19 protein-coding genes and 1 pseudogene are annotated in these 21,169 nt (G+C 71.2%); 12 read left to right on the forward strand and 8 right to left on the reverse strand.

The features are described from left to right. Positions 1–720: 720 nt before the first annotated feature. Entirely contained in the window at positions 721–1,266 is a 546-nt protein-coding gene (locus tag F1C15_RS09245; protein WP_185230739.1) for a hypothetical protein, read from the reverse strand. A gap of 258 nt (positions 1,267–1,524) precedes the next feature. Between F1C15_RS09245 and F1C15_RS09250 the strand changes: the two genes are divergently transcribed. After that, entirely contained in the window at positions 1,525–2,172 is a 648-nt protein-coding gene (locus F1C15_RS09250; RefSeq protein ID WP_185230741.1) for a hypothetical protein, read from the forward strand. Positions 2,173–2,272: 100 nt separating this feature from the next. Here the strand turns inward: F1C15_RS09250 and F1C15_RS09255 are convergent, their stop codons facing one another. Beyond that, positions 2,273–2,479, reverse strand: coding sequence for a hypothetical protein (locus F1C15_RS09255; protein ID WP_185230743.1), 207 nt, complete (start codon positions 2,477–2,479; stop codon positions 2,273–2,275). A 165-nt stretch (positions 2,480–2,644) separates the two neighbouring features. Here F1C15_RS09255 and F1C15_RS09260 point away from each other — a divergent pair, with 165 nt between their 5' ends. The 5 genes and pseudogenes from F1C15_RS09260 to F1C15_RS09275 all read left to right on the forward strand — a co-directional run bounded on the left by F1C15_RS09260 (position 2,645) and on the right by F1C15_RS09275 (position 8,580). Continuing rightward, positions 2,645–3,538: an exonuclease domain-containing protein gene (locus tag F1C15_RS09260; protein WP_185230745.1), complete on the forward strand. Its 894-nt coding sequence runs from the start codon at positions 2,645–2,647 to the stop codon at positions 3,536–3,538. Between the two features lie 4 nt (positions 3,539–3,542). After that, positions 3,543–3,641, forward strand: a pseudogene (locus F1C15_RS16350) (DUF4236 domain-containing protein); the annotation flags it as partial. A gap of 135 nt (positions 3,642–3,776) precedes the next feature. Then, complete coding sequence (locus F1C15_RS09265) at positions 3,777–4,595, forward strand: hypothetical protein (RefSeq protein ID WP_255465134.1); 819 nt, start codon at positions 3,777–3,779, stop codon at positions 4,593–4,595. A gap of 334 nt (positions 4,596–4,929) precedes the next feature. Further along, positions 4,930–6,027 (forward strand): hypothetical protein, encoded by a 1,098-nt coding sequence (locus tag F1C15_RS09270; RefSeq protein ID WP_185230749.1) that lies wholly within the window; start codon positions 4,930–4,932, stop codon positions 6,025–6,027. A gap of 54 nt (positions 6,028–6,081) precedes the next feature. After that, entirely contained in the window at positions 6,082–8,580 is a 2,499-nt protein-coding gene (locus F1C15_RS09275) for a DUF4268 domain-containing protein (RefSeq protein WP_185230751.1), read from the forward strand. 151 nt (positions 8,581–8,731) lie between these two features. On the opposite strand, the gene F1C15_RS09280 is transcribed toward F1C15_RS09275, so the two are convergent. The 3 genes from F1C15_RS09280 to F1C15_RS09290 form a co-directional block, all read right to left on the reverse strand. After that, positions 8,732–10,600 carry a sodium:proton antiporter gene (locus F1C15_RS09280; RefSeq protein ID WP_185230753.1) on the reverse strand — a complete coding sequence of 623 codons (1,869 nt, stop codon included), beginning with the start codon at positions 10,598–10,600 and terminating at the stop codon, positions 8,732–8,734. Beyond that, the gene (locus F1C15_RS09285) at positions 10,600–11,277 is read right to left on the reverse strand and encodes a hypothetical protein (RefSeq protein ID WP_185230755.1); all 678 of its coding nucleotides are present in this window, start codon (positions 11,275–11,277) and stop codon (positions 10,600–10,602) included. Before F1C15_RS09285 ends, F1C15_RS09280 begins: the two co-directional genes overlap by 1 nt. 183 nt (positions 11,278–11,460) lie before the next feature. Continuing rightward, entirely contained in the window at positions 11,461–13,410 is a 1,950-nt protein-coding gene (locus F1C15_RS09290; RefSeq protein ID WP_185230757.1) for an S-layer family protein, read from the reverse strand. A 282-nt stretch (positions 13,411–13,692) separates the two neighbouring features. Between F1C15_RS09290 and F1C15_RS09295 the strand changes: the two genes are divergently transcribed. Both F1C15_RS09295 and aqpZ read left to right on the forward strand, forming a co-directional pair. Continuing rightward, a complete protein-coding gene (locus tag F1C15_RS09295; RefSeq protein ID WP_185230759.1) occupies positions 13,693–14,163 on the forward strand; it encodes a phage holin family protein in 471 nt (156 codons plus the stop codon). A gap of 95 nt (positions 14,164–14,258) precedes the next feature. Continuing rightward, positions 14,259–15,053, forward strand: a complete 795-nt coding sequence (gene aqpZ / locus F1C15_RS09300; RefSeq protein ID WP_185230761.1) for an aquaporin Z — start codon at positions 14,259–14,261, stop codon at positions 15,051–15,053. A gap of 72 nt (positions 15,054–15,125) precedes the next feature. Here aqpZ and F1C15_RS09305 read toward each other — a convergent pair whose 3' ends face one another. Beyond that, a complete protein-coding gene (locus F1C15_RS09305; protein ID WP_185230763.1) occupies positions 15,126–15,587 on the reverse strand; it encodes a hypothetical protein in 462 nt (153 codons plus the stop codon). Positions 15,588–15,733: 146 nt separating this feature from the next. Between F1C15_RS09305 and F1C15_RS09310 the strand changes: the two genes are divergently transcribed. Then, on the forward strand, positions 15,734–16,732 hold the full coding sequence (locus tag F1C15_RS09310) for an HNH endonuclease (protein ID WP_219731537.1): 999 nt from the start codon (positions 15,734–15,736) through the stop codon (positions 16,730–16,732). A 126-nt stretch (positions 16,733–16,858) separates the two neighbouring features. On the opposite strand, the gene F1C15_RS09315 is transcribed toward F1C15_RS09310, so the two are convergent. Next, positions 16,859–17,173 (reverse strand): Dabb family protein, encoded by a 315-nt coding sequence (locus tag F1C15_RS09315; RefSeq protein WP_082514660.1) that lies wholly within the window; start codon positions 17,171–17,173, stop codon positions 16,859–16,861. A 668-nt stretch (positions 17,174–17,841) separates the two neighbouring features. Here F1C15_RS09315 and F1C15_RS09320 point away from each other — a divergent pair. Further along, entirely contained in the window at positions 17,842–19,149 is a 1,308-nt protein-coding gene (locus tag F1C15_RS09320; RefSeq protein ID WP_185230765.1) for a multidrug effflux MFS transporter, read from the forward strand. Positions 19,150–19,259: 110 nt separating this feature from the next. Here F1C15_RS09320 and F1C15_RS09325 read toward each other — a convergent pair whose 3' ends face one another. Continuing rightward, positions 19,260–19,433 (reverse strand): CsbD family protein, encoded by a 174-nt coding sequence (locus F1C15_RS09325; protein ID WP_156370161.1) that lies wholly within the window; start codon positions 19,431–19,433, stop codon positions 19,260–19,262. 236 nt (positions 19,434–19,669) lie between these two features. On the opposite strand from F1C15_RS09325, the gene F1C15_RS09330 reads away from it, so the two are divergent. Both F1C15_RS09330 and F1C15_RS09335 read left to right on the forward strand, forming a co-directional pair. Beyond that, entirely contained in the window at positions 19,670–20,554 is an 885-nt protein-coding gene (locus F1C15_RS09330; protein WP_185230767.1) for an alpha/beta fold hydrolase, read from the forward strand. Next, positions 20,547–21,107, forward strand: coding sequence for a TetR/AcrR family transcriptional regulator (locus F1C15_RS09335; protein ID WP_185230769.1), 561 nt, complete (start codon positions 20,547–20,549; stop codon positions 21,105–21,107). Before F1C15_RS09330 ends, F1C15_RS09335 begins: the two co-directional genes overlap by 8 nt. The last annotated feature ends 62 nt before the right edge of the window (positions 21,108–21,169 follow it).

Here is a 21,169-nt window from a genome sequence, read left to right on the forward strand (position 1 = left end):
GGCGAACCTAGTGCTGGGCCGGGGGAGGTGACCCGCGCCTCCTCGGGTCTCGGGAGTGCGAACGGGAGGCCTGCCGGCCCGATCGCTGCGATGATCGAGGCGGGGGTGCTCGCGCGCGGGCACGGGGGCGACGTCCCTCTCGGCCCCACCGCGCCGAGGAGGACCGTGTCGAAGCCTGGAACGACCCGCGAGCCGCCGAAGCCGTTCACGGCGCAGCAGAAGCGCGACCTCCGGACGTCGTTGATCATCATCGGCGTGGCCGTCGCCGGGTTCGCCGTGCTGATCGTCGGGGCCCTCTTCTGGGACCACGCGGCGTTCCCGCGCGAGCTCGCGGAGTCCACGCCGCACAGCGTGCTCCAGGAGGAGCGCTCGGACCCCGCCACCTGGTCGTACGTCGACGACGACCTCGTGACGCGGCCCCTGGGGAGTGCGTCCGCATCGACGGCTGGCGGCTGCAGCGCCCCTGGCAGTGCACCTCGGCCGACGGCAGCCACGTCCTCACCTTCCTGTACTCGACGGGGCGCCACGGCAGCGGTCTCCGTGATCAGACCCTCACCGTCCGGGGCGAGGACGTCCCGATCGAGTGCACCCGGGGCGGCGCGTGGCACGCGGCGTACTACTGCGCGCCGGAGTCCGCGCTCCCGGCGGACGCGGAGTAGCGGCGCCGGACCACCGGCCGCGTGTCTCGGGGAGGCGCTGGTCACCTGACCCGCGCCTCCGTCAGTTCTCGGTCGCGTCGAGCAGGGCGGCGACGGCCTCGTCGACGGTGTCGTGGGTGGTCAGCGTCGTGGTGGGGGTGGCAGCCTGCCAGCCCTCGCCGGGGCGGCCGCGGAGGGAGCCGACGTGGTCGATGTAGGGACCACTGTCGTCCGTGGCCGACGACGAGAAGACGGCGAACTCCATGAGGAGGCCCGGACCCGTGGGGACAGGACTGAGGACCGACCCCCGCGGGCCGGGGAACGGCTCGGTGGCGTCCACTGCTCTCATGTCGGCCACGTACGAAGCGTGCCGGTCGGCCCTGATGATCTCGAGGTCGCGACCTGCTCGCCCTCGCGCGAGGCCGTCGTCGAGGGCGTCCGACTCGGAGTCGTAGACGGTCGTCCGCCCCCACGGTGACGCACGTTCGCCGGTCGCCCAGACCCGGTAGCCACCGGTGTCGCCCGTCGTGACCACGACCATGTCGGTGTCGTTCAGGTGCGGCTCGAAGATCTTCATGCGCAGGCCCTCCGCGTCGCGCAGGGCGCGGGCCTCGTCGACGGTCGTCATGCGTCAGGCCCGGAGGTCGTTCGTGTCGGTCATCTCTGTCCCCCCGTCGATGGCACCGTCAGGAGCGGCGGCTCGTCGTCGATCTTGGCACTGCCTCCCTCGGGCTCGGGCTCGGGCTCGGGCTCGGGCTCGGGCTCAGGCTTGACGCTGCCGGTGGGGGGGCGACAGCCTGAGCAGGACTCGGTCACGAGGCAGCGCGACGTCGCACCGCAGGGCGCCCGCCTCCTCGCCGGCACCCCACGGAACGGACGAGGGACCATGACGACGCTCACCACACGCGCCCTGGCCTGCGCGGCCACGGGCGCCGTCGCGCTCGTCCTCTCCGGCTGCGCCTCGAGCCCAGCTGAGCAGAGCCCCACGCCCACTCTCGCGCCGACGTCAGGGGCCGCCGCCGCCCAGGAGTTAACCACCCGCACGACCGTCCTGAGCCGCGACGGCAGCGCGGCCCCGGTGCTCTGCCTCGACGTCGTCCTCAAGTCGTACCCGCCGATCTGTGACGGACCGGCCGTGCAGGGCTGGGACTGGTCGGGCCTCGAGGGCGCCGAGACCGCCGCGGGCACGACCTGGGGCCGCTATGAGGTCACCGGCACGTGGGACGGGACGGCGTTCACCGTGACCTCCCCGGCCCGACCGTGGGACGGCGTCGCCGTCGACCTCCTCACGCCCGGCTCGTCCGACACCGCAGGCACGGCAGCGTCACCGGCCGTGACCGCTGCCGTCGAGGACTACCGTGCGGCGATCTGCATCGACGGCACCGTGCTCGGCGTCGAGGAGCTCGATGGTCGGGCCCGCGTCCACGTCATCGTCGACGACGGCACCCTGCAGCGGTCGGCGGACGAGCGCTACGGCCCCGGCGTCGTCGTGATCGACCCGGCGCTCGAGCCGGCCGCCGACCCCGCGAGCTGATCCGGCGAGCTGGCCCGGCAGGGCCGCAGGGGTGGGGAGGCGGTGGTCACGGGACCAGCGATCCTCGCGGCCCTGCCTGGGGTGACCGGTGCCAGCCCAGCTAGCCCCGCTCGACGCGCTCGTCGTTCGCGGCTCGGGTGGTGCTGTCGCGCCGGCGGCGGAGTGCCAGGGTTCCGACTGCTTCGCTCCATACCACTAGGGCGGAGGCGAGGGCCGGCATCCACTTCGTGTCGTCCGGCGAGGCAGCGAACCAAGCCGATGAGGCGATCAAGGCCGCGGTGGCGACGACGTAGAAGATCCAGCGCATGGTGCTCGCTCCTGGGTTTACGGGGCTGCGTCGGTACAGCTCAGAGAGGGCTGATCGAGATGTCAATGTCGACCTGATCGGGATTGCCTCCATGAGGATCGGTCTGACGCTTCCCCGCATTCTGGGGGTGCCGATGAAGGTGAGCCTTGCTCCTATGCTGAGCCTGTGCCCCTGAACTTCGTGTCCATCGACTTCGAGACCGCGAACTTCGATCGTGCGTCCGTGTGTGCCGTCGGTCTGACGAAGGTCGTCGACGGAGCTGTGGCGGACGCCGACTCCTGGTTCGTGAGTCCGCCGACCGGGTCCGACTTCACGAACACCTATCTCCACGGCATCGGTCCGAGCCATGTCGTAGGGGCACCTTCCTGGGCGGAGACGCTCCTCAGGATCAGTCAGATGACGGCAGGCGTGCCCCTGGTCGCCTACAGCCCGTTCGACAAGGGCGTCTACAACGCCGCGAACGACCTGACCGGAGTGGCGCCAGGCGAGTTCCAGTTCCTCGACGCGCTCGCGATCGTGCGGCGGCACTGCCAGCTGCCCAGCCATCGCCTCCCGCTCGTCGTGGAGCACTTCGGGTTGCCCGACTTCAACCACCACGAAGCCGGAGCCGACTCCTTGGCCTGCGCTCTCATCACGCTTCGCGTCGCGGAGGAACGTGGTGCCGACAGCATCGAGGCGCTCTGGGCCTCCGTGCCCCCGAAGGACAAGGCCCGATCAACCCGCATCCGCACCTACCAGAAGAAAGCGGAGCTGCCGCAAGCCAGCCTCGAGGCCGACCCTGGCCATCCTCTGTTCGGTGAAGTGGTCTGTTTCTCCGGCGACCTGGACAGCTACACGCGTGCGAAGGCTCAGGAGATCGTGGCCTCGTTCGGCGCGACCGTCGCCGGCAACGTAACCAAGAAAGTCAGTCTCGTCGTCATGGGTGGTTTCGATCCTGCAACGCTGCGGGTCGGCGCCACCCTCAGCTCCAAGATCGAACGCGCCAGGGAGCTGGCCGCAGGTGGCCAGGCCATCGAGATCGTGACGGAGCAGACGTTCCTCCAGATCCTGGCGTCCTGAACGCATGGGGTTCTACGTCCGCAAGACCCTGAGATCGGGGCCGTTCCGTTTCACCGCGAGCACGTCAGGGCTGGGGGTCAGCGCAGGAGTGCCCGGCTTCCGCGCCGGGACGGGGCCGCGCGGCAACTATGTCTCAGTCAGTGCTGGTGGGCTGAACTACCGAACTACGCGGGCTCAGTCGCGACGCCCGACACGCGCCTCTCCTCCCACGCGCACCTCGTCGCAGCACGATGTCGAGATGGAGGACGTCACCGGGGCCACCATCCACGAGCTCGTGGCGACAGGTCGCGGAGACATCGTCGAGCAGCTCAACGACGCGGCCGCGTACCGGTCGTGGACCTGGCCGATCTTCGGCGTGCTCTTCCTCGCCGGCCTCGCGATCGCGTCCTGGGGGTGGCTGCTCTCGGGGGCCGCGCTCGTGGCGCTGGTCTATCTCGTGCTCCGTGACCAGGCCAAGCGCAGGGTCATCGTCTTCTACGACGTCGAGGGGGCCGATGAACGGTGGTTCGACTCGTTGGTCGACTCGACGACGGTCGCCGCCGCGTCACAGAAGGTGTGGCGGATCGTAGAGTCGGGCCAGGTCGTCACCACCCGTCAGCACAAGACGAACGCCGGCGCAGGGAACCTGGTGAGCCGCGTCTCGGCGACGGTGACGTTCGACGCTCCCCGGCACCTGGCGACCAACATCGCCGTGCCGACGATCACGGCGGGCCACACGAGCTTGCACTTCCTGCCCGACCGGATCCTCGTGAAGGAAGGCCGGCAATACGCCGACGTCGCGTACGGCGACCTCGTCAGCGGAGCCCGCAGCACCCAGTTCATCGAAGCTCTCGGTGGGCTGCCTACCGATGCGCAGCAGGTGGACCGGACGTGGCAGTACGTCAACGTCAAGGGCGGGCCCGACCGGCGGTACTCGAACAACCCCGAACGAGCGGTGATGCTCTACGGCCAGCTCGAGATGTCGTCGCCCGGGGGCCTCTACTGGAAGGTGCAGACGTCGGCCGTGTCGGCGACGAACCGGCTGCACGAGTCCCTCCGGGCGGCACCTCGGCACTGACGGGGTCACTCGGTCGACTGACGCAAGACCGGAAGCTCGGCTTCCATTCGACGCTGTACCGAGCCGAGGAAACCAGCCGCTGACCTCGCGAGAGCGTCATGCCTTTCGCCCCATTCCGCGCGCACTCGTTTGGTCTCGTGGCACGTGTGGCCGGTTGGTGAACTGAGATCCACCACTCGGATCCGCCTGTCTCATGTCGGGTCAGGCGCGGCTCATCACGGTCGGCGATGACTGACAAGATGAGGCGCTCACAACAACTGGAGGCGTCGTGGTACCTGAAGAAGCTGTCGTTGTTCCACTCGTGTCGATGACGTCCGAGCCGAGCACTGAGGACATGCTCCGCATGCTCCTGAACCGCGATGCATTGCTCATCAGTCGTGCCCCTGCCTCGCCTCTGGGCACATCCTCGGGTCTTGTCGCCCAGAGCACGGGCGCCTTTGCCAAGGCGATCAGCCAGGCGGCGGGACACCTGGGTCGTTCGTCCGGGTCCACCGAAACCCTCTACCGCGTCATCATGCCGACAGGTTCGGTTGCGCGCGATCTCGTCCCCGCGGTGGGCGGTGGTTTCCGTGGACTGGCTCGAGCGGCGGGTTCATCGAAGATCTCTGGTGACGTGCGGCTCGTCCCCGCAGTAGCGGGTGCTGGCGCGACTGTTGCTGCCGGGCCGCTGATCGCAACAGTCGGGCTCGCTGTGGCCGGCGAGATGCTGGCTCAGTATCAAATGAACAAGAAGCTCGACGGGATCAAGAACGCGTTGGTCGGGATCGAGACCCGAGCGAACGACCACGACCGGTCAGTGCTGTCGACTGCTGCTCAGCAGGCTGGCAAAGTCGCTAGCTACCTGCTCGATCAGGCGCACATCCCGGCGATCTCGTCAGCTGCCTACGCGTTCGGTGAACTAGACACTCTCACCAACAGCTACATCGATCGGCTTGACCGATGGATCGACGTGACTCGGAAGTACGCAGATGCGGAGCGGGTCTATGGGCCGGAGCTCCTGGTCGCATTGGTGGGCAAGCGCGACAACCCCATGAGGGAATTCGAGCGGATCGTCGCCCAGACGTACGAGGGACTCGCGCTTCGGGCCCGAGTGACGGTCCTGGAGAAGGTCGCTGCCGAGTACTCGAACCCGGATCGTTCACTGCCACACGTCGAGAGCCTGCTGAGCAACGAGCTCGGGCAGATCGCCGATCGACAGTCTCAGCTCGTCGGACTACTCGACGATCTCAGCGTGCTGCGGCTCGACTCCAGCAAGGTACCCGTCACCTTCGCCGGCAAGGGAACTCTCGAGGCCAGAACCACTTTCAGCCGTCTCGCTCGCGCCCTGCACGCTTTACCTGACGGCATCCCGGTGCTCACTGATTCCGACCAGACCGTCCTCGAACTCACTCCTGGCACGGGCGGTCTCTCGGTGGCGACGCCTGGAAACTGACCACTTAACGGCGCAAGCCAATAAATTCTGCAACGAAGTAGACACGGAGAACGCATGGTCAAGGCAGCGGAGACGAACCTCGCTGGTGTGCTGGAAGGTAAGAAGCAGTACCAAGTACCTCTCTATCAACGGGTCTACTCCTGGGCGACTCCGCAGCTCGACCAGTTGTGGAATGACATCGTCGAGCTCGCCGCAACGCGCCGCCTCGAGCCGTCTGCCACCCACTTCATGGGGTCCTTGGTCCTGGCTCAGAGTCCCGACTTCTCGGTCGTCGGTGTCTCGAAGTTGCTCGTCGTGGACGGCCAGCAGCGTCTGATGACCCTCACGCTTCTCCTGGCAGCCCTTCGCGATCATCTGATCGAGACCGGGGATCTCGAGAGAGCGGAGGGCATCAACGCCCAGTACTTGGTCAACGTGTACGACAAGGACAAGCCCGCGAAAGTCCTGCCGACGCAGGCCGACCGGGCGTCCTATCTCGCTGTTGTGCGGTCAGCTCCCGACGCAGGGGGCAGCAACAATGTCGGCGAGGCTTACAACCACTTTCGAGCAAAGCTAGCTGCCGCCGACGATCCAGAGGAGCCGCAAGACCTCGAAGAGATCGAGAACGTCGTCGTCAACGGCCTTGCTCTCGTGGTCGTGACAGCCGAGCCCAGGGACAACGCACACCGCATCTTCGAGTCGCTGAACAACACCGGCCTGCAGCTGACGCAGTCAGACCTGCTCAAGAACTACTTGTTCATGCGACTCGGAGAAGGCGGGACTGACGTCTACGAGTCCGTGTGGCTCCCGCTGGAGGACAAGCTCTCTGGCGAGAACCTCGAGTTGCTCTTCTGGCTCGATCTCGTCCAGACCGACGAGCGCGCCAAACGATCGGACACCTACGTTGGTCAGCAGAAGCGTCTCGAGAAGCTCTCTGGACCGCCGGAGATCGTCGAAGAGGTCGTTCGCATCGCCAAGCTCGGTGACGTGCTGGCGACGCTCCTCGAGCCTTCACGCGAATCCGATGAGGACGTCAGACGCCGACTCACACGCATCCGTTCATGGGGTTCGACGACCGCCTACCCCATCGTCATGCGCATCCTGGATCGACGTGCAGCCGGCACAGCGTCCACTCAACAGGTGCTCGATGCTCTGACTTACCTGGAGTCGTACTTCGTTCGGCGAGTCGTGATCGGACGCGCGACCGCGGGTCTGAACCGCACGCTACTGCAGGCAGTCGGCGGGATCGCAGACGCCGCGGAGATCGATGTCGCGCTGCGTGACTACCTGTCACGGGGCCGCAAGTTCTACGGCACTGACAAGCAGGTTCGCGATGCTGTCGCGAACGTGCCCTTCTACTGGCAGGGACGTGCGGCGCAGAAGAAGCTCATCCTCTTGTGGCTCGAGGAGTCCCTCGGGTCCAAGGAGATCGTCGACCCGACGACTTTGACGATCGAGCACGTCCTGCCTCAGACCCTGACCGACGCTGTGCGCGACACATTTGCTCTCAGCCTCCCTGAGGAGTCTGACGTCGCCTTCGAGCATGACCGGCTCGTCCACACCATCGGCAACCTGACGCTCACGGGCTACAACAGTGAGTTGAGCAACCACCCGTTCAGCAAGAAGAGGGTCATGCTCGCGGAGAGTGGCTTACGTCTGAACCAGGCGATCGCGGGGCACGAAGCATGGGGTGCTCCTGAGATCGTGCAGCGCGGTGCCGACCTGGCGGAGAGGATCATCGCCTTGTGGCCGGGGCCCGACGAGACGCTGACTGGTCTCGAGGTAGAGGAGTCGACCTCCCTGGGCCGCCTGGTCGCCGCGATCGTGGCCGAGATCCCAGCTGGCCGATGGACGTCCTATGGTGAGGTTGCACTAGTCGCAGGGTCCTATCCTCAGCCGGTCGCGGCTGTCATCACAAGCCACCCCATGCAGGCTGCATGGCGCGTGCTTCAGATAGGTGGAACGATCTCACCCGCGTTCCGGTGGCTCGACTCGGCCCGGATCGACGACCCGCACGACGTCCTGACGTCTGAGGGGCTCACCTTCGGGAGTGACGGCCGCGCCGACATGGACCAGTTCATCAGCGCGGAAGAGCTCGCCGAACTGACTGGGCTGGACATTGACAGAGATCGCCTCCGGACGCCCGGAGAGAGACCTCTGCTTGCGCAGAGGCAGGCTTTCTTCCAGCGAGTCCATGACCTGGGCGAAGCGAGCGACACGACCATCGCTTCCTGGCCGAAGGCTTCGACGAATTATGCGGTCGACGTTCGCCTGGGCATAGCGGGTACGGCGATCGTGCTGTCCCTCTACTCACGCAAGCCTGAAGCGGTCTTCTGCGCTTTCTACATTCGCGACGACAAATCCGCCTACGCCCGCCTTCGCGACCGCCGACAGGAGATCGAGGCGGCGGTCGGTGCGGAGCTCGAGTGGGTTGACGCTCCTGATGTTAAGTCGAACCAAGTGGTCCTCCGCAAGGACGGCGATTGGCGTGACGATGAGTACGCATCGGAACTAGCTGAGTGGCTCGTCAGGACCGCTGACAGATTCGCTCGAGTATTCCCTTCGCACCTCTGAGTGCTCGGACAAGGGACCGCGACGTCGTCGTGAGGCGACTGACCTCGACACGGCTCGATGACTGGACGGCAGTGCCGGTGAGGTTCAGGTCGTCACGTCGATCGTCTCGGCTCCCGGTCGTGCACACAGCGCCTCCCGCGCCTCCCGCGCGTCAGTCCGCGAGCCGCCCGCGCAGCACGATCGCGATCTCCGAGGCGTCGAGGTTCGCTAGGGCGTCGGCCAGCACGTCGGCGTCGAAGAGGCCGTTGTCGCGGGCGTCGAGCAAGGCCGACCGCTGCGCCGCCAGCATCGCGAGCGTGTGCGCCACCGACGCGTCGAACGCCTCCTTCGAGCGCTCGAGCACCGGCGCCTCGGGGGCCGGCACGGCGTCGCCGCTCGCGCGCATCAGCTCGAAGATCCTCGTCCGCTCCGACTCGTTGCGCTCGTGCAGCTCCGCCTCGTCGACCGGCGGCGACAGCCGCTTCAGCAACGGACCGACCGTCCCGCCCTGCACCAGCAACGACAGCGCCGCCACCGCGAACGCGATCAGCACCAGCACCGGACGCTGCGGCGTGTCCTCCGGCAGCGTCTGCGCCGCCGCGACCGTCACCGCACCGCGCATCCCCGCCCAGACGACCGCCGTCCCGTCCCGCCACCCGAGCGGCTGCCTCAGGAAGTACTCGATGTCGGCCAGGCCCTGCGTCACCCGCCTCGTGAACTGGTCGAGGGTGCGCTGCGAGGGGGTGCGCCGCGAGGGGGTGCGCTGCGAGGGCGTCCGCGACGACGTGCGCCGCGACCGGGTGCGGGAGGCGCGGGGCGAGGGCGTGCGGGAGCCTCCGGAGCCGAGACGGGGGGAGGGGGACGGCGACGCGACCTCCGCGGGGGCGGGCACCGCGACTCCCTCAGGCCCCGCCTCGGCGGCGAGCTGCGACGGGCCGGAGCGACCGCGCCGGTTCATCTCGGCGAAGGGCCCGACGGCCCCCTCGGTGCGGATCTGCTCGTGCATGCTCTGCACCCGCGGCTGCATCGCCTCGGCGTGCCGCGCCCTCGCCGACAGCACCCGCAGCAGCGGCGCCACGTACGCCGCCCGCACCACGATCGTCAGCACCAGCGCCCCCACCGCGATCAGCAGCGCGGGCGCCACCCCGGCGTGGTCCTCCTGCACGTCGACCACGATCGACCGGATCTGCAGGCCCATCGTCAGGAACACCGCACCCTCGAGCACCAGCTCGACCGTCCGCCAGTTCTGCGAGTCGGAGAGGCGGTTCTGCGGCGACAGCTCCCGCGGGGCCCGCACCCCGGTCACCAGGCCCGCGACCACCGCCGCCACGAGCCCGGAGGCCCCGACGGCGCTCGCCGGCAGCGACGCCACGAAGGGCACCGCGAACGAGATCACCGTGTTGACGGTCGAGTCGGGCACCCTCCGCCGCAGCGCGAGGTTCGCCGCCCCGACGACGAGCCCGATCACCAGGGCCACGACGACCGAGTACGCGAACGTGCCGACGGCGCCCCAGACCGAGAAGGAGGCGGCGGTCGCCACGATAGCCGTCCGCAACAGCACCAGCGCGGTCGCGTCGTTGAGCAGGCTCTCGCCGTCGAGCATGGCGACCACCCGCTTCGACACCGACGTCTGCCGCACGATCGACGTCGCGACCGCGTCGGTCGGGCTGATCACCGCCCCGAGCGCCACGCCCCACGCGAAGCCGAGGTCGGGCAGCACCAGCATGAAGAAGACGCCGAGCACGAGGGCGCTCGCCACCACCAGCACGACCGACAGGCCGCTGATCGCCCCGAACTCGCGCCGGAAGTTCATCGCGGGCATCGACACCGCCGACGAGTAGAGCAGCGGCGGCAGCACCCCGGCGAGGATCAGCTCGGGGTCGATCTCGACCGCCGCGAACGCGGGCAGGAAGCTCGCGCCCACCCCGATCGCCACGAGCAGCAGCGGAGCGGCGACCCTCAGGCGCGGCCCGACGAGCGTCGCGGCCGCGATCACGAGCAGCGCGGTCATGAGCACCGCGAGCAGCTCGGTGACCTCCATCAGGCCTCGAGCAGGATGCGCAGCGCGGCGACGAGCGCCTTCACGTCGGCCCGGAGCGCGGCGGCCTCGGCCTCGAGGGCGGCGGCACGGCCGGCGGTGGCGGGGGGAGCGGGGGAAAGGGGAGCGGGGGAGGCGGGGTATGGGTCGCGTGCCGGCTCCGCGTCGGCGGCGGTGTCGAGGTCGTCCTCGTCCTCGACGTCGTCCTGGTCCAGCTCGTCGTCCGCCGGCTCCAGATCGGTCTCGGGCTCCGGCTCGAGCTCGGGCTCGTCCGTGTCCTCCGTCGCGGGCGCCGGCTCGGCGTCGTCCTCCGTCACCACCGACTCCTCAGCGGTCGGCTCTTCCGCGCCGGTCGGCTCCGCCTCGGCGGCGTCCGCCTCGGCGGCGACCGTCTCGTCGTCGTCAGCGTCCTCGCCGGCGGGGGGCGCCTCCTCGAGGGCCGGGGCCGGCTTCGACGTGCGGACGACCTGCGAGAACTTGGGGCGCGGCTTCTTGGGCGCGGCCGCGGACTCGGGCGACGCCTCCTCGACCCAGTCGGCCAGGGTCTGCCGGGGCACGCTGAACTCGTCGGAGACCACCGTGAGCACGTTGCGGTCGCCCGGGTTGGTCATCCTGCGCTGGAGGACCCGCGCGGTCGCGGCCTCCTTCGTGGCGTCGTCGTACCACTCGTCGAAAGGCATGCGCTGATTCTAGGGACGCTCCGGCGGTCGGTCCGCGCGATCCCCCGGCGCACACCTAGAGGGCCCCGCTGATGCAGCGAGGCCCTCCGGTCGTGCGCCGGGCGGGGTTCACGGGGCCGAGGCCCCTGCCCGCCCGGCAGGTCGGTGCAGCGCGGTCAGCGCGCCGCGGTCACGGCGCCGCCGTCACTCGGCGCCGCCGTCGCGCGCGGCCCGGCGGCGGGCGCCGACCAGCAGCGCCGTGCCGAGCGTCAGCATCAGCGCCGAGCCCAGCAGCACGCCGCCGGTGCCGTCCGAGCCCGTGTAGGCCAGGCCGGAGGCGCGGGTGCCGCCGACGGGGCGGGGAACGACGCGGTCGCCCCCGGCCGGGACGATGGCCGCGGGCGCGACGTAGGTGAACGGCAGCGCGTCGGACGCGCCTCCCGCCGTCGTCACCACGATCGTCGTGGCCCCGGCCACGCAGGCCGGGGTGACGAACGTCAGGCGGGTGCCGTCAGCGGAGACCGTGACCGCAGTGGCCGGGATCGTGACTCCGCAGATCGTCACCGTCGTCGCTCCGGGCACGAACGGGCCGCCGATCACCGTGACGGTGTCGCCGCCCGTCGTCGAGCCCGAGCCGGGGTCGACCGAGGCCGCGCCGGGCTCCGCGAGGTACGTGTAGCCGTCCTCGAGCACCGCGGCGCCGTCAGCGCCGTCCAGGACGACGTCGACCGGGCCCGCGACCCCCGCCGGGGTCACCACCGTGACGCGCGTGTCGGTGGGGGTCCCGACGATCGTCGCCGCGACTCCTCCGAAGGTCACGTCCGTCACGCCGGCGAGGCCGGTGCCCGAGACGACCACCGTCTGGCCGCCCGCCGTGGGGCCGGCCGTCGGCGAGATCGAGACGACGGCGGGGCCGCCGGGGCTCACGTAGACGAAGGGGCTCGGTGCGGTCGTCGTCACTCCCGCGGGGGCGGTGAGGACGACCTCGGCGACTCCGGTGCCGGCCGGGCTGGTCACCACGACCTGCGTGCCGTCGGGCGAGACCGAGACGACCGTGCCGGGGGTGCCGTCGAACGTGACGCCGGTGGTCGTGTCGAGGCCGGTGCCCGTCAGGGTCACCGTCGTGCCCCCGACGGCCGGTCCCTGCGCCGGGTCGATCGCCGTGATCGCCGGCGCGACGTACGTGTACGCGAGCTCGGCGGTGCCCGCCGTCGGCTCGGTGACCGTCACGGTCACCGGGCCCGCGGGGGAGGCGGGGGTCGTCGCCGTGAGGGAGGCCCCGTCGGCCGCCACGGTCACGGCGGTCGCCGGCAGCGTGCCGAACGTCACGGTCGTGTCGGGCGTGAAGCCGGTGCCCGTGATCGTGACGACCTGGCCGCCGCTCGTCGGGCCGACGACCGGCGTGATGCCCGTCGCCGTGATCTGCGCGGCCGCGCCCGCGGTCGGCGACTCGCACGCCGCCGAGGCGAGGGTGACCGTGCCGAGCGGCACGTCGACGATCTGCGTGTCACCGACGGTGCCGCCGAGGGTGAGGGCAGCGACGATCGACGTGGCGGTCGCGCTGCCGAACCGGGCCTGCTCGACGCGGCTGACGTCGACGGTCAGCGTCGCACCGAGCAGGTCGCCCGCCAGCGCGGCGCTCGCCGAGACGGTCGGAGTGGTCGCGTCGAGGGTCGCCGCGGTGCCGAAGAGGGTGAGGCCGACCAGGCCGGCGTCCGCGGTCGTGCCGCCGCCGCCGACCGGGCAGGTCACGTCGGCCGTGACGGCGTCGGCCGTGAGCACGTCGACGCCCAGCAGCGACACCGCGGCGCCCGCGACGTCGGACGACGCCGACGAGCCGGTGGTCGTGCTGGAGGCGCGGGTGCTGACCGCGCCCACGGTCACCTCCCCGCCCTGGACCGTCGCGAGGGTCGACCCCTGGCTGTCGAAGGCCCCGGGCGCGCCGCCCGTGCCGGCGGTGACGAGGCCGACGGCCGCCGTCGCGTCGAGGGCGACGAGGCCGGGGACGGTGCCCGTCAGCGCGACGCCGGCGCCGAGGGCCGAGGCGTCGCCCGGAGCGGCGGAGGCTGGTGAGGCCAGGAGGACGGACGAGCCGAGGACGAGGCCGGCGGTGACGCCGATCGCCGCGGTCCGCGAACGCAGGACAGAACGCATGTGTTGCTTCTTCGCAACAGGGTGCCCCTGATCGGCACCGGTCCGCCGAATCTAAGCTTTTCTCACGGTGTCGTCACCCCCAGTGCGAGGGTGACCGGTGCGGTCTCGTTTCCGCGGATGCGCGGTCGCGCTGGCCGGGTGACGAGTGCCGGGGCGGCCGAAGCTGGGAGGGGGCCGGAGGCGCGTGACCGGTGGTGAGCGGGACGCGTCATGTAGGGGAGTCCTGCACCGCGCCTCCTGAGGGGAGGGCGGGCGAGCAGGGCCGCGACCCCGGAGGAACCCATGTCTGACGACGACACCCGCGAGGCCCCGCGCCTGCGCGACCAGCTGAGCAGCCGGGCGATCGAGCCGATCGTCCGCGCCGTCCGCACCGAGATCGGGAAGGCGCAGCGGGAGGTCGCCGACCGCGCCCGCAGCGCGCGCACCGGCCTCGTGCTCGTGGGCGTCGGCGCCGTGCTCGCCGTCGTGACCGTCGGGCTGCTCGCGGCCGTCGTCGTCACCGCGATCGCCGTCGCCCTGCCGCTCTGGGCCGCGACGCTCATCGCCTTCGGGGCCTTCGCCGTCGTGTCGGCGATCGTCGTCCGCGTTGGGGTCTCCGCGGTCAGCCGCGGTGTGCCGCCGGTGCCGAGGGACACGATCGCCGAGCTCGGCGGACGCCGGGGGACGGAGCGCGACGGCGGCGACCGCGACGGCGACCGCGACCGCGACGGCGACGGCGACCGCGACCGCGACGGCGGGGATGCGCTCGACTAGCGCGCGGCTGCTCCGCGACCGGCGACCCGCGCCTCCCCCCTGACCTCCACCCGTTCCACCCCACCCGACCCCCGAACACAGGAAGCAGCACCCCCATGGCACGCCAGGACCCGAACCCGAAGCCCGTCAGCCGGTCCACCTCCGAGCAGCGCACGCAGCACGCCGAGACCTGGTCGAGCGGGGCGCGGTACGCCTCGGAGGCGTTCGGCGCCTTCCTGCTCGTGCTCGGCGGGGTGGGCACGGCCGTGCTCGCGTCGTCGTTCCCCGACGACGGCAACGCGCTGGGCGTGGGGTTCCTCGGCGTCGCGCTCGCCTTCGGCCTCAGCGTGACGGGCGGCATCTACGCCGTCGGCCACATCTCGGGCGGGCACTTCAACCCGGCCGTCACGGTCGGCGCCGCCGTCGCGGGGCGCACCGAGTGGCGCCACGTGCCCGGCTACGTCGTCGCGCAGATCGTCGGCGGAGTCGCCGGTGCGGCCGTCGTCGCCGGAGTCGTGGCCGACGGCCCCGCCGGCGCGTTCACCGCGGCCCGCGAGTCGGGCTTCGCCTCGAACGGCTGGGGCGAGCTCTCGCCCGGCGGCTTCGGCCTCGGCGCCGTGCTGCTGATCGAGGTCGTGCTGACGGCCGTGTTCGTCGGCGTCATCCTCTCGGTCACCGCGAAGAAGGAGTACGCGGCCCTCGCGCCGCTCGCGCTCGGCCTCACGCTCACGCTGATCCACCTCGTGAGCATCCCGGTGAGCAACACCTCGGTGAACCCGGCCCGCTCGATCGCCGCCGCGGTCTTCGCGGGGCCGGACGCACTCGGCCAGGTGTGGGCGTTCGTCGTCGCCCCGCTCGTCGGTGCGGTCGTCGCCGGGGTCGCGCACCGGGTGCTGCGCCGCGCGGCGTGAGGTGAGCTGCGGCTCCCGGCCGGCTGGCGGCCTCGCCGGGGGCGGCGCGGGGCGGCGCGGGGCGGGGTCAGGTCAGGAGTCGCGGTGCCGGTCGGGCCCCGGGGTCGGCCGGTCGTGCGCGAACCAGCGGGCGAGCAGCCGCGCGCTGGCCAGCAGCAGGACAGCGAACGCCGTCTGGTCCACCGCGCCCCACACCGGGATGCCGCCGACCACCGCGATCACCGACCAGTTCACGGCGATGTCGGCGAGGATCACGATCAGCCCGAGCACGACCCCCGCACGTCGCCGGAGCAGCAGCAGCACGATGACGAGTGGGTCCCAGAGCGTCAGCGAGATCCAGAAGGCTCGCAGGGCGGGGTGCAAGCCGGCGTAGGCGTCGGCGCCCCCGACGACAAGATCGGCCACGTGCGTCGTGGTGCCGACGGCGAAGCCCGCGATCCAGAGCCAGCGGAGGAGCCGGGCGGCGCGGTGGTGAGGCGCCGGGGCTGGGGCCTGCGGGTACGCGGGGCCGGGAGGCGGGGTGACCGGCTGCACGGCGTGAGCCTAGCCCGGGTCTCGAGTCGTCACGGCTAGCCCCCGAACTGGTGATCGCTGTGAGGCTCGTGTCCCTGCGACAGTCGAAGCTCTGTCTTTGACGATCAGTCATTCCTGGACCCAGCAGAACCTCGGGGGATCTCGCCGTGCCGAAACCGCTCTTCATCGCCCTGCTCATCGCTGGGCCGACAGCCACGATCGCAGGCTCCGGCAGCTTCTTGCTCGGTCTGTTCGTTCTCCTCGTCGTGATCGTGGCGAACCCGATCGTCCGTTCCATCCGGAAGGCTCGATACTTTGCGTCGGAGCACTTCACGAGTCTCCGCGCCGCGGTCGCCTCCTTGGTCGCGGAGCACAACGCTGTTGTCGGCTACGTGGCTGAGATCAGGTCGCAGGGTTCATTCGAGCTAGGAGCGTCGTCGACCGGACAGTTCGCCCACCTCGCGACCTTCCAGAACGATTCGTCATGGAACAACCGACGTGATCGCAACGTCGCTGAGTACGCGCCTCACGTGCACAATGCATCGCTGCAGGTCGTGCGCAACGCGAGCGCTGAGCCGATCAAGTACCTGATGAAGTACTTCTCGGTCCGGGCTGATCAGGACACGCTCGCAGACGTGCAGCGCGTGTCGGGCGACATCTCTCGTCTGGAAGAGGCGGTCATGAACGTGCGCGGGCGGGAGGCCGACCTCATGGCACGGATCGCTCCTCCTGCGTTCATCCAGAAGCACTACTCCACCGAGTTCTGGGAGCAGATCGGTGCTCATCTGTCGCCCATCGCGGTGCCCTATCCGCAGTACAAGTTCCAGTACACCTCGGCGGGCGGCAACAGCGCGCAGACGACGCGGATCCGTCTGGACACTCCGACCCTGGAGGCCCTGTCGTCGACGCTGGTCGACAAGATCCGCTGGGCCAAGTCGGCGGCCGGACAGAGGGCCCTGATGACGAACGGGCTGCGCACGTTCATCAAGACGCGCGATAACTACGCGTGCCAGTACTGCGGCATCTCAGTGGCTGCTGAGCCTCACCTCCTGCTCGAGATCGATCACATCCTCCCCGTGTCGCGCGGCGGTCTCAGCACCCCAGAAAATCTGCAGACGCTCTGCTGGCGATGCAATCGCACTAAGGGTGCTCGCGTCATCGCGTAGAAGTTGCACAGACTCGAGGGAACAGCGACAGCAGGGTTCCCCAGAGGTGCGGGGACGGGCCATGGGATCTGAACGTCGGCCGTGAGACCTCCCCCCGGCCCGCCTCCTTGAGTGCGGGGCCTCGGGCTACGCGGCGACGTCGAAGACGACGATGCGGGCCGCGGACTCCTGCAGGAACGTCGCGACCTCGACGTGCTGCGGGTCGGGCAGGTAGCCGTCGAGGGCCGCCTTGTCGCGGAAGTGCACCGCGAGCATCCAGTCGAACCCGCCCTGCAGGTCCTCGTCGCCGATGTTCGGGCCGCTCGTCACCGAGAGCACGCCGTCGATCGACGTGAGCTTCTCGGTCGACCGCGCGCTCGCCTGCTCGGCGGTGTCTGCCCCGGCGGACTCCGCCCACTCGACCAGCACCACGTGCACCACTTCTCCTGCTCCGAACGCCATGGGTCTTCCTCTCGTCTGCGGCGCCGACTCGCTCGGCGCCTCCGTCGATCCTGCGCCTCCCGCCCGGACGGCGGCAGGGAGCGTGCGTCCTCCCCCCTGCTCGCCGCTGCACCTGCACCTGCACCTGCTGGCCGGCGGGAGTCGCGGGTCGGCCCGCGCAGGAGAACCACGTCCTCGCACGCGAACCAGGCCGCGGCGTGGTTCGCGTGCGAGGACGTGGTGCCTCTCGAGCCGGGCACCCCGTTCTCGCCCGGGCACCCCGCCGCGGCGGGGTTCGTGTGCGAGGACGGGGTTTACGGCGGGGGCGACGAGGGAGGGGCGGGAGGCGGCGAGGGCCGGGCAGGAGGGGCGGGGAGGCGCGGGAGGCGGCGAGGGCCGGGCCAGATCGGGTCGCGAGGGGGCGTGGCGCATCGTGGCGCAGGGTGACGCGGCCTGACGTGCCTGCGAGGGGCGGTCCAGATCCGCTCTCCTCCACTCCGGAGTGGATCGGCGGATGTGGACGGTGCCGTCTCCTGCCGTGCGCGGCGTGCGGCAGCCGAGCCCGCTCGAGGAACCACGTCTTCGCCGACGAACCAGGCCGCGGCGTGGTTCGCGTGCGACGACGTGGTGCCTCTCGGGTCGGTGCGCGGCGGGGCAGGGGGCGCCCGCCCCGACTACGGTGGGCCCGGATGAGCGACGACGACGTCACCCGACCCGGCGACCCGGGCGACCCGGGCCCCGGCACTCCGGGCCCCGGCAGCCCCGGCGACCCGCGCGACCCCGCCGCCGGCGACCCCGCCCCGCGCTGGGCGCCCCGCCGCGGCGCCGTCCTCACCATCGGCCTCATCGTCGGCATCTCGCCCTTCGCGACCGACATGTACATCCCCGGCCTCCCGGCCATCGCGGCCGACCTCGACGCGTCGACGGCGCAGGTGCAGCTCAGCCTCACCGCCTTCCTCGTCGCGTTCGCCGTCGGCCAGATCGTCGTCGGGCCGCTCAGCGACGGATCCGGCCGGAGGCGCGTCCTCCTCGCCGGGACCGCCCTCTTCGCCGTCGCCTCCCTCGCCTGCGCCCTGGCCCCCGACTCGACGACCCTCGTGCTCGCCCGCGTCGTGCAGGGCCTCGGCGGCGCCGCCGGCAGCGTCGCCGCCCGCGCCATGGTCGGCGACTCGACCACCGGCGTCGCCCGCAGCCGCCTCTTCGCCACCCTCGCCGCGATCAACTCGGTCGGGCCCGTCGTCGCCCCGCTCATCGGCGGGCTCGTGCTCGCCGCGGGGTCGTGGCGCGCCACGTTCGCGCTGCTCGCCGTGCTGGGCACCGGGCTGACCGTCGCGGCGTGGCGACAGCTGCCGGAGACCCTCACCGCGCCTCCCCCCGGCGGAGCCTCGCTCGGCGCCTCGCTGCGCCGCATGGGCGCGCTGCTCGGGATCCCGCGCTTCCGCTGGTACCTCGTCACCGGGTGCGCCGCGACGATCGGCTTCTTCTCGTACATCTCGACGTCGTCGTTCGTCTTCCAGCAGCAGTACGGGTTCAGCGAGGGGCTCTACACGCTCGTCTTCGCCTCGAACGCGTCGTGCATGATCGCGTCGACCCTCGTCTTCCGCCGCCTCGTCGGCCGCTTCGCCGAGGACCGCCTCTTCACGATCGGCCTCGCCACCTGCACCGTCGGGTCGGCGCTCGTGCTCGTCGGAGCCGTCTCGGGGGCCGGGCCGGCGCTGATCTGGCCGGCGCTCGCGCTCGTGACGGCGGGGTGGGGCTGGGTGATCCCGGGCTCGATCACGCTGACGCAGGCGCTCGGGCACCGGGCCCCCGGCACGGCGGCGGCCCTGGTCGGCGGGCTGCAGTTCGGCCTCGGCGGCGCGGCCACCCCGCTCGCCGGAGCTCTCGGCGGCACGGCGGTCGCGATGGGCGGGCTGATGCTCGGCTTCATCGCCGTCGGGCTCGCGGTGCAGCTGTGGGCGTCACGGCCCGGCTCCCCGCAGGGCGACCGCGGGTAGGAGTCGCGGGTCAGCAGGCGGGGCGAGGCCCGGCCACGACGGAGGGCCCGGCGTCTGCGACGACGCCGGGCCCTCCGGGCATCCGGTGCGTGAGCACCGGGGGAGCGGGACTAGTGGTCCGTCGCGTCCTTGGCCTTCTCGGTCTCCATGCGGGCCTCGCTCATGGCCTGGTCCTTCTGGCCCTGGTGCGTGAGCTCGGCGTCGTCGGTCTTCTTGCCGACGGCCTCCTCGGCGTGTCCGGCGACCTTCTGAACTGCGTCCTTTGCCTTGTCTCCGAGCGACATGACGTCTCCTTCGTGAAGTGGGTGCCGACGAACGTCGGCTGCCCTGGACGCTAGGCCGGGGGGAGTCGCGGGGCCTGTCTGCCCGGCAGGTTCACAGCCCGGGTGCGTCCGGTGGCCAGGAGCGGGGCCCGGGCCGCGCCTCCCGGTCGACCCGCACCGCGCCTCCCGCCGACCCGCACCGCGCCTCCTCGAGACTGGCTATTGACATTAGCCAAATGGCTACGTAGATTAGCCACATGATGACGCAGACCACGGAGACCCGCCGCCTCGACCGCCTCGGCGAGGGATCGATCGCCTACGACGTGCAGGGCCACGGCCCGCTCGTCGTGCTCGTGCCCGGCATGGGCGAGCTCCGCTCGACGTACCGCTTCCTCGCCCCGGCCCTCGTCGCGGCCGGGCACACGGTCGTCACCACCGACCTGCGCGGCCACGGCGAGAGCGACGCCGGCTTCCGCAGCTACGGCGACGTCGACACCGCCGGCGACGTCGAGGCGCTGATCCGCGAGCTCGGCGAGCCCGCCGTGGTGGTCGGCAACTCGATGTCGGCCGGCTCCGCGGTGATCGTCGCGGCGGAGCACCCCGAGCTCGTGCGCGGCCTCGTGCTCGTCGGGCCGTTCGTACGCAACCCCCCGGTGAGCGGCGTCGTCACGGCGCTCTTCCGCGTCATGATGGCCCGCCCCTGGGTCGCCACGACGTGGGGCGCCTACCTCCCCACCCTCTACTCGGGCGCCAAGCCCGCCGACTTCGCCGCCGAGAAGGCCCGCGCCCTCGCCAGCATGCGCCGCCACGCCCACGCCCGCGCCTTCAGCCTCACGACCCGCACCGACCACGCCCCCGCCGAGGCGGCGCTCGCCGCGGTCACCGCCCCCACGCTCGTCGTCATGGGCGAGAAGGACCCGGACTTCCGCGACCAGGCCGCCGAGGCCCGCTGGATCGCCGACGCCCTCCACGGCCGGGCCGTCATGGTGCCCGACGCCGGCCACTACCCGCACGTGCAGCAGCCCGAGATCACGACGGAGGCGGTCGTCGGTTTCCTGCGCGGGCTCCCGACCGCGGGCGGTCCCGTCGCCGGCGCGACCGACGGCGCCGCGGACCAGGGCGGCGAGGGCTCGCGTGCCTAGGGCAGGGCTCGACGGCGCGGTGGTGGTGGAGCGGGCGGGCGAGCTCCTCGACCAGCGACCGGGCGACTCCCTCAGCCTCGCGGTCGTGGCCGACAGCCTCGGGGTGCGCGCGCCCTCGCTCTACAAGCACGTCGACGGCCTGCCCGGGCTGCACCGCGGACTCGTGCTGCTCGCCAAGGGCGCCCTCGCCGACGCCCTGCGCGACGCGGTGGTCGGCCGGTCGGGCGACGACGCCGTCGCGGCCCTCGCCGACGCGTACCGCCGGTGGGCGCTGACGCACCCGGGGCAGTACCCGCTGACCGTCCGGGCGCCCCGCGAGGGCGACGCCGACGACCTCGCCGTCTCGGAGCGCGCCACCAGCGTTGTCTACACCGCCCTCGGCGGTTACGGTATCGACGGCGACGACGCGGTGGACGCGACCCGGTTCCTCCGCGCGGCGCTGCACGGGTTCGTGTCGCTCGAGACGAGCGGCGCGTTCGCGCTGCCGGTCGACCTCGAGCGCAGCTGGCGGCGTGCGGTGCAGCACGTCGTGGCGGCGCTCGCCGCCTGGTGAGCCGGCGCCCGGCGGCGCCGGGTGGTCACGAACTGCTGCTCCCGGGGCTCGGGAGGAGCAGA

Source organism: Frigoribacterium sp. NBH87, from assembly GCF_014217665.1.
Classification (GTDB): domain Bacteria; phylum Actinomycetota; class Actinomycetes; order Actinomycetales; family Microbacteriaceae; genus Frigoribacterium; species Frigoribacterium endophyticum.

Excerpts from the sequence above, each read along its gene's own strand:
- F1C15_RS09270 (WP_185230749.1), top strand. The coding sequence starts at position 4,930 with ATGCTCCGCATGCTCCTGAACCGCGATGCATTGCTCATCAGTCGTGCC.
- F1C15_RS09275 (WP_185230751.1), top strand. The coding sequence starts at position 6,082 with ATGGTCAAGGCAGCGGAGACGAACCTCGCTGGTGTGCTGGAAGGTAAG.
- F1C15_RS09265 (WP_255465134.1), top strand. The coding sequence starts at position 3,777 with ATGGAGGACGTCACCGGGGCCACCATCCACGAGCTCGTGGCGACAGGT.
- F1C15_RS09315 (WP_082514660.1), bottom strand. The coding sequence starts at position 17,173 with ATGGCGTTCGGAGCAGGAGAAGTGGTGCACGTGGTGCTGGTCGAGTGG.
- F1C15_RS09255 (WP_185230743.1), bottom strand. The coding sequence starts at position 2,479 with ATGCGCTGGATCTTCTACGTCGTCGCCACCGCGGCCTTGATCGCCTCA.
- F1C15_RS09330 (WP_185230767.1), top strand. The coding sequence starts at position 19,670 with ATGATGACGCAGACCACGGAGACCCGCCGCCTCGACCGCCTCGGCGAG.
- F1C15_RS09295 (WP_185230759.1), top strand. The coding sequence starts at position 13,693 with ATGTCTGACGACGACACCCGCGAGGCCCCGCGCCTGCGCGACCAGCTG.
- F1C15_RS09245 (WP_185230739.1), bottom strand. The coding sequence starts at position 1,266 with ATGACGACCGTCGACGAGGCCCGCGCCCTGCGCGACGCGGAGGGCCTG.
- F1C15_RS09250 (WP_185230741.1), top strand. The coding sequence starts at position 1,525 with ATGACGACGCTCACCACACGCGCCCTGGCCTGCGCGGCCACGGGCGCC.
- aqpZ (WP_185230761.1), top strand. The coding sequence starts at position 14,259 with ATGGCACGCCAGGACCCGAACCCGAAGCCCGTCAGCCGGTCCACCTCC.
- F1C15_RS09325 (WP_156370161.1), bottom strand. The coding sequence starts at position 19,433 with ATGTCGCTCGGAGACAAGGCAAAGGACGCAGTTCAGAAGGTCGCCGGA.
- F1C15_RS09290 (WP_185230757.1), bottom strand. The coding sequence starts at position 13,410 with ATGCGTTCTGTCCTGCGTTCGCGGACCGCGGCGATCGGCGTCACCGCC.
- F1C15_RS09320 (WP_185230765.1), top strand. The coding sequence starts at position 17,842 with ATGAGCGACGACGACGTCACCCGACCCGGCGACCCGGGCGACCCGGGC.
- F1C15_RS09285 (WP_185230755.1), bottom strand. The coding sequence starts at position 11,277 with ATGCCTTTCGACGAGTGGTACGACGACGCCACGAAGGAGGCCGCGACC.
- F1C15_RS09280 (WP_185230753.1), bottom strand. The coding sequence starts at position 10,600 with ATGGAGGTCACCGAGCTGCTCGCGGTGCTCATGACCGCGCTGCTCGTG.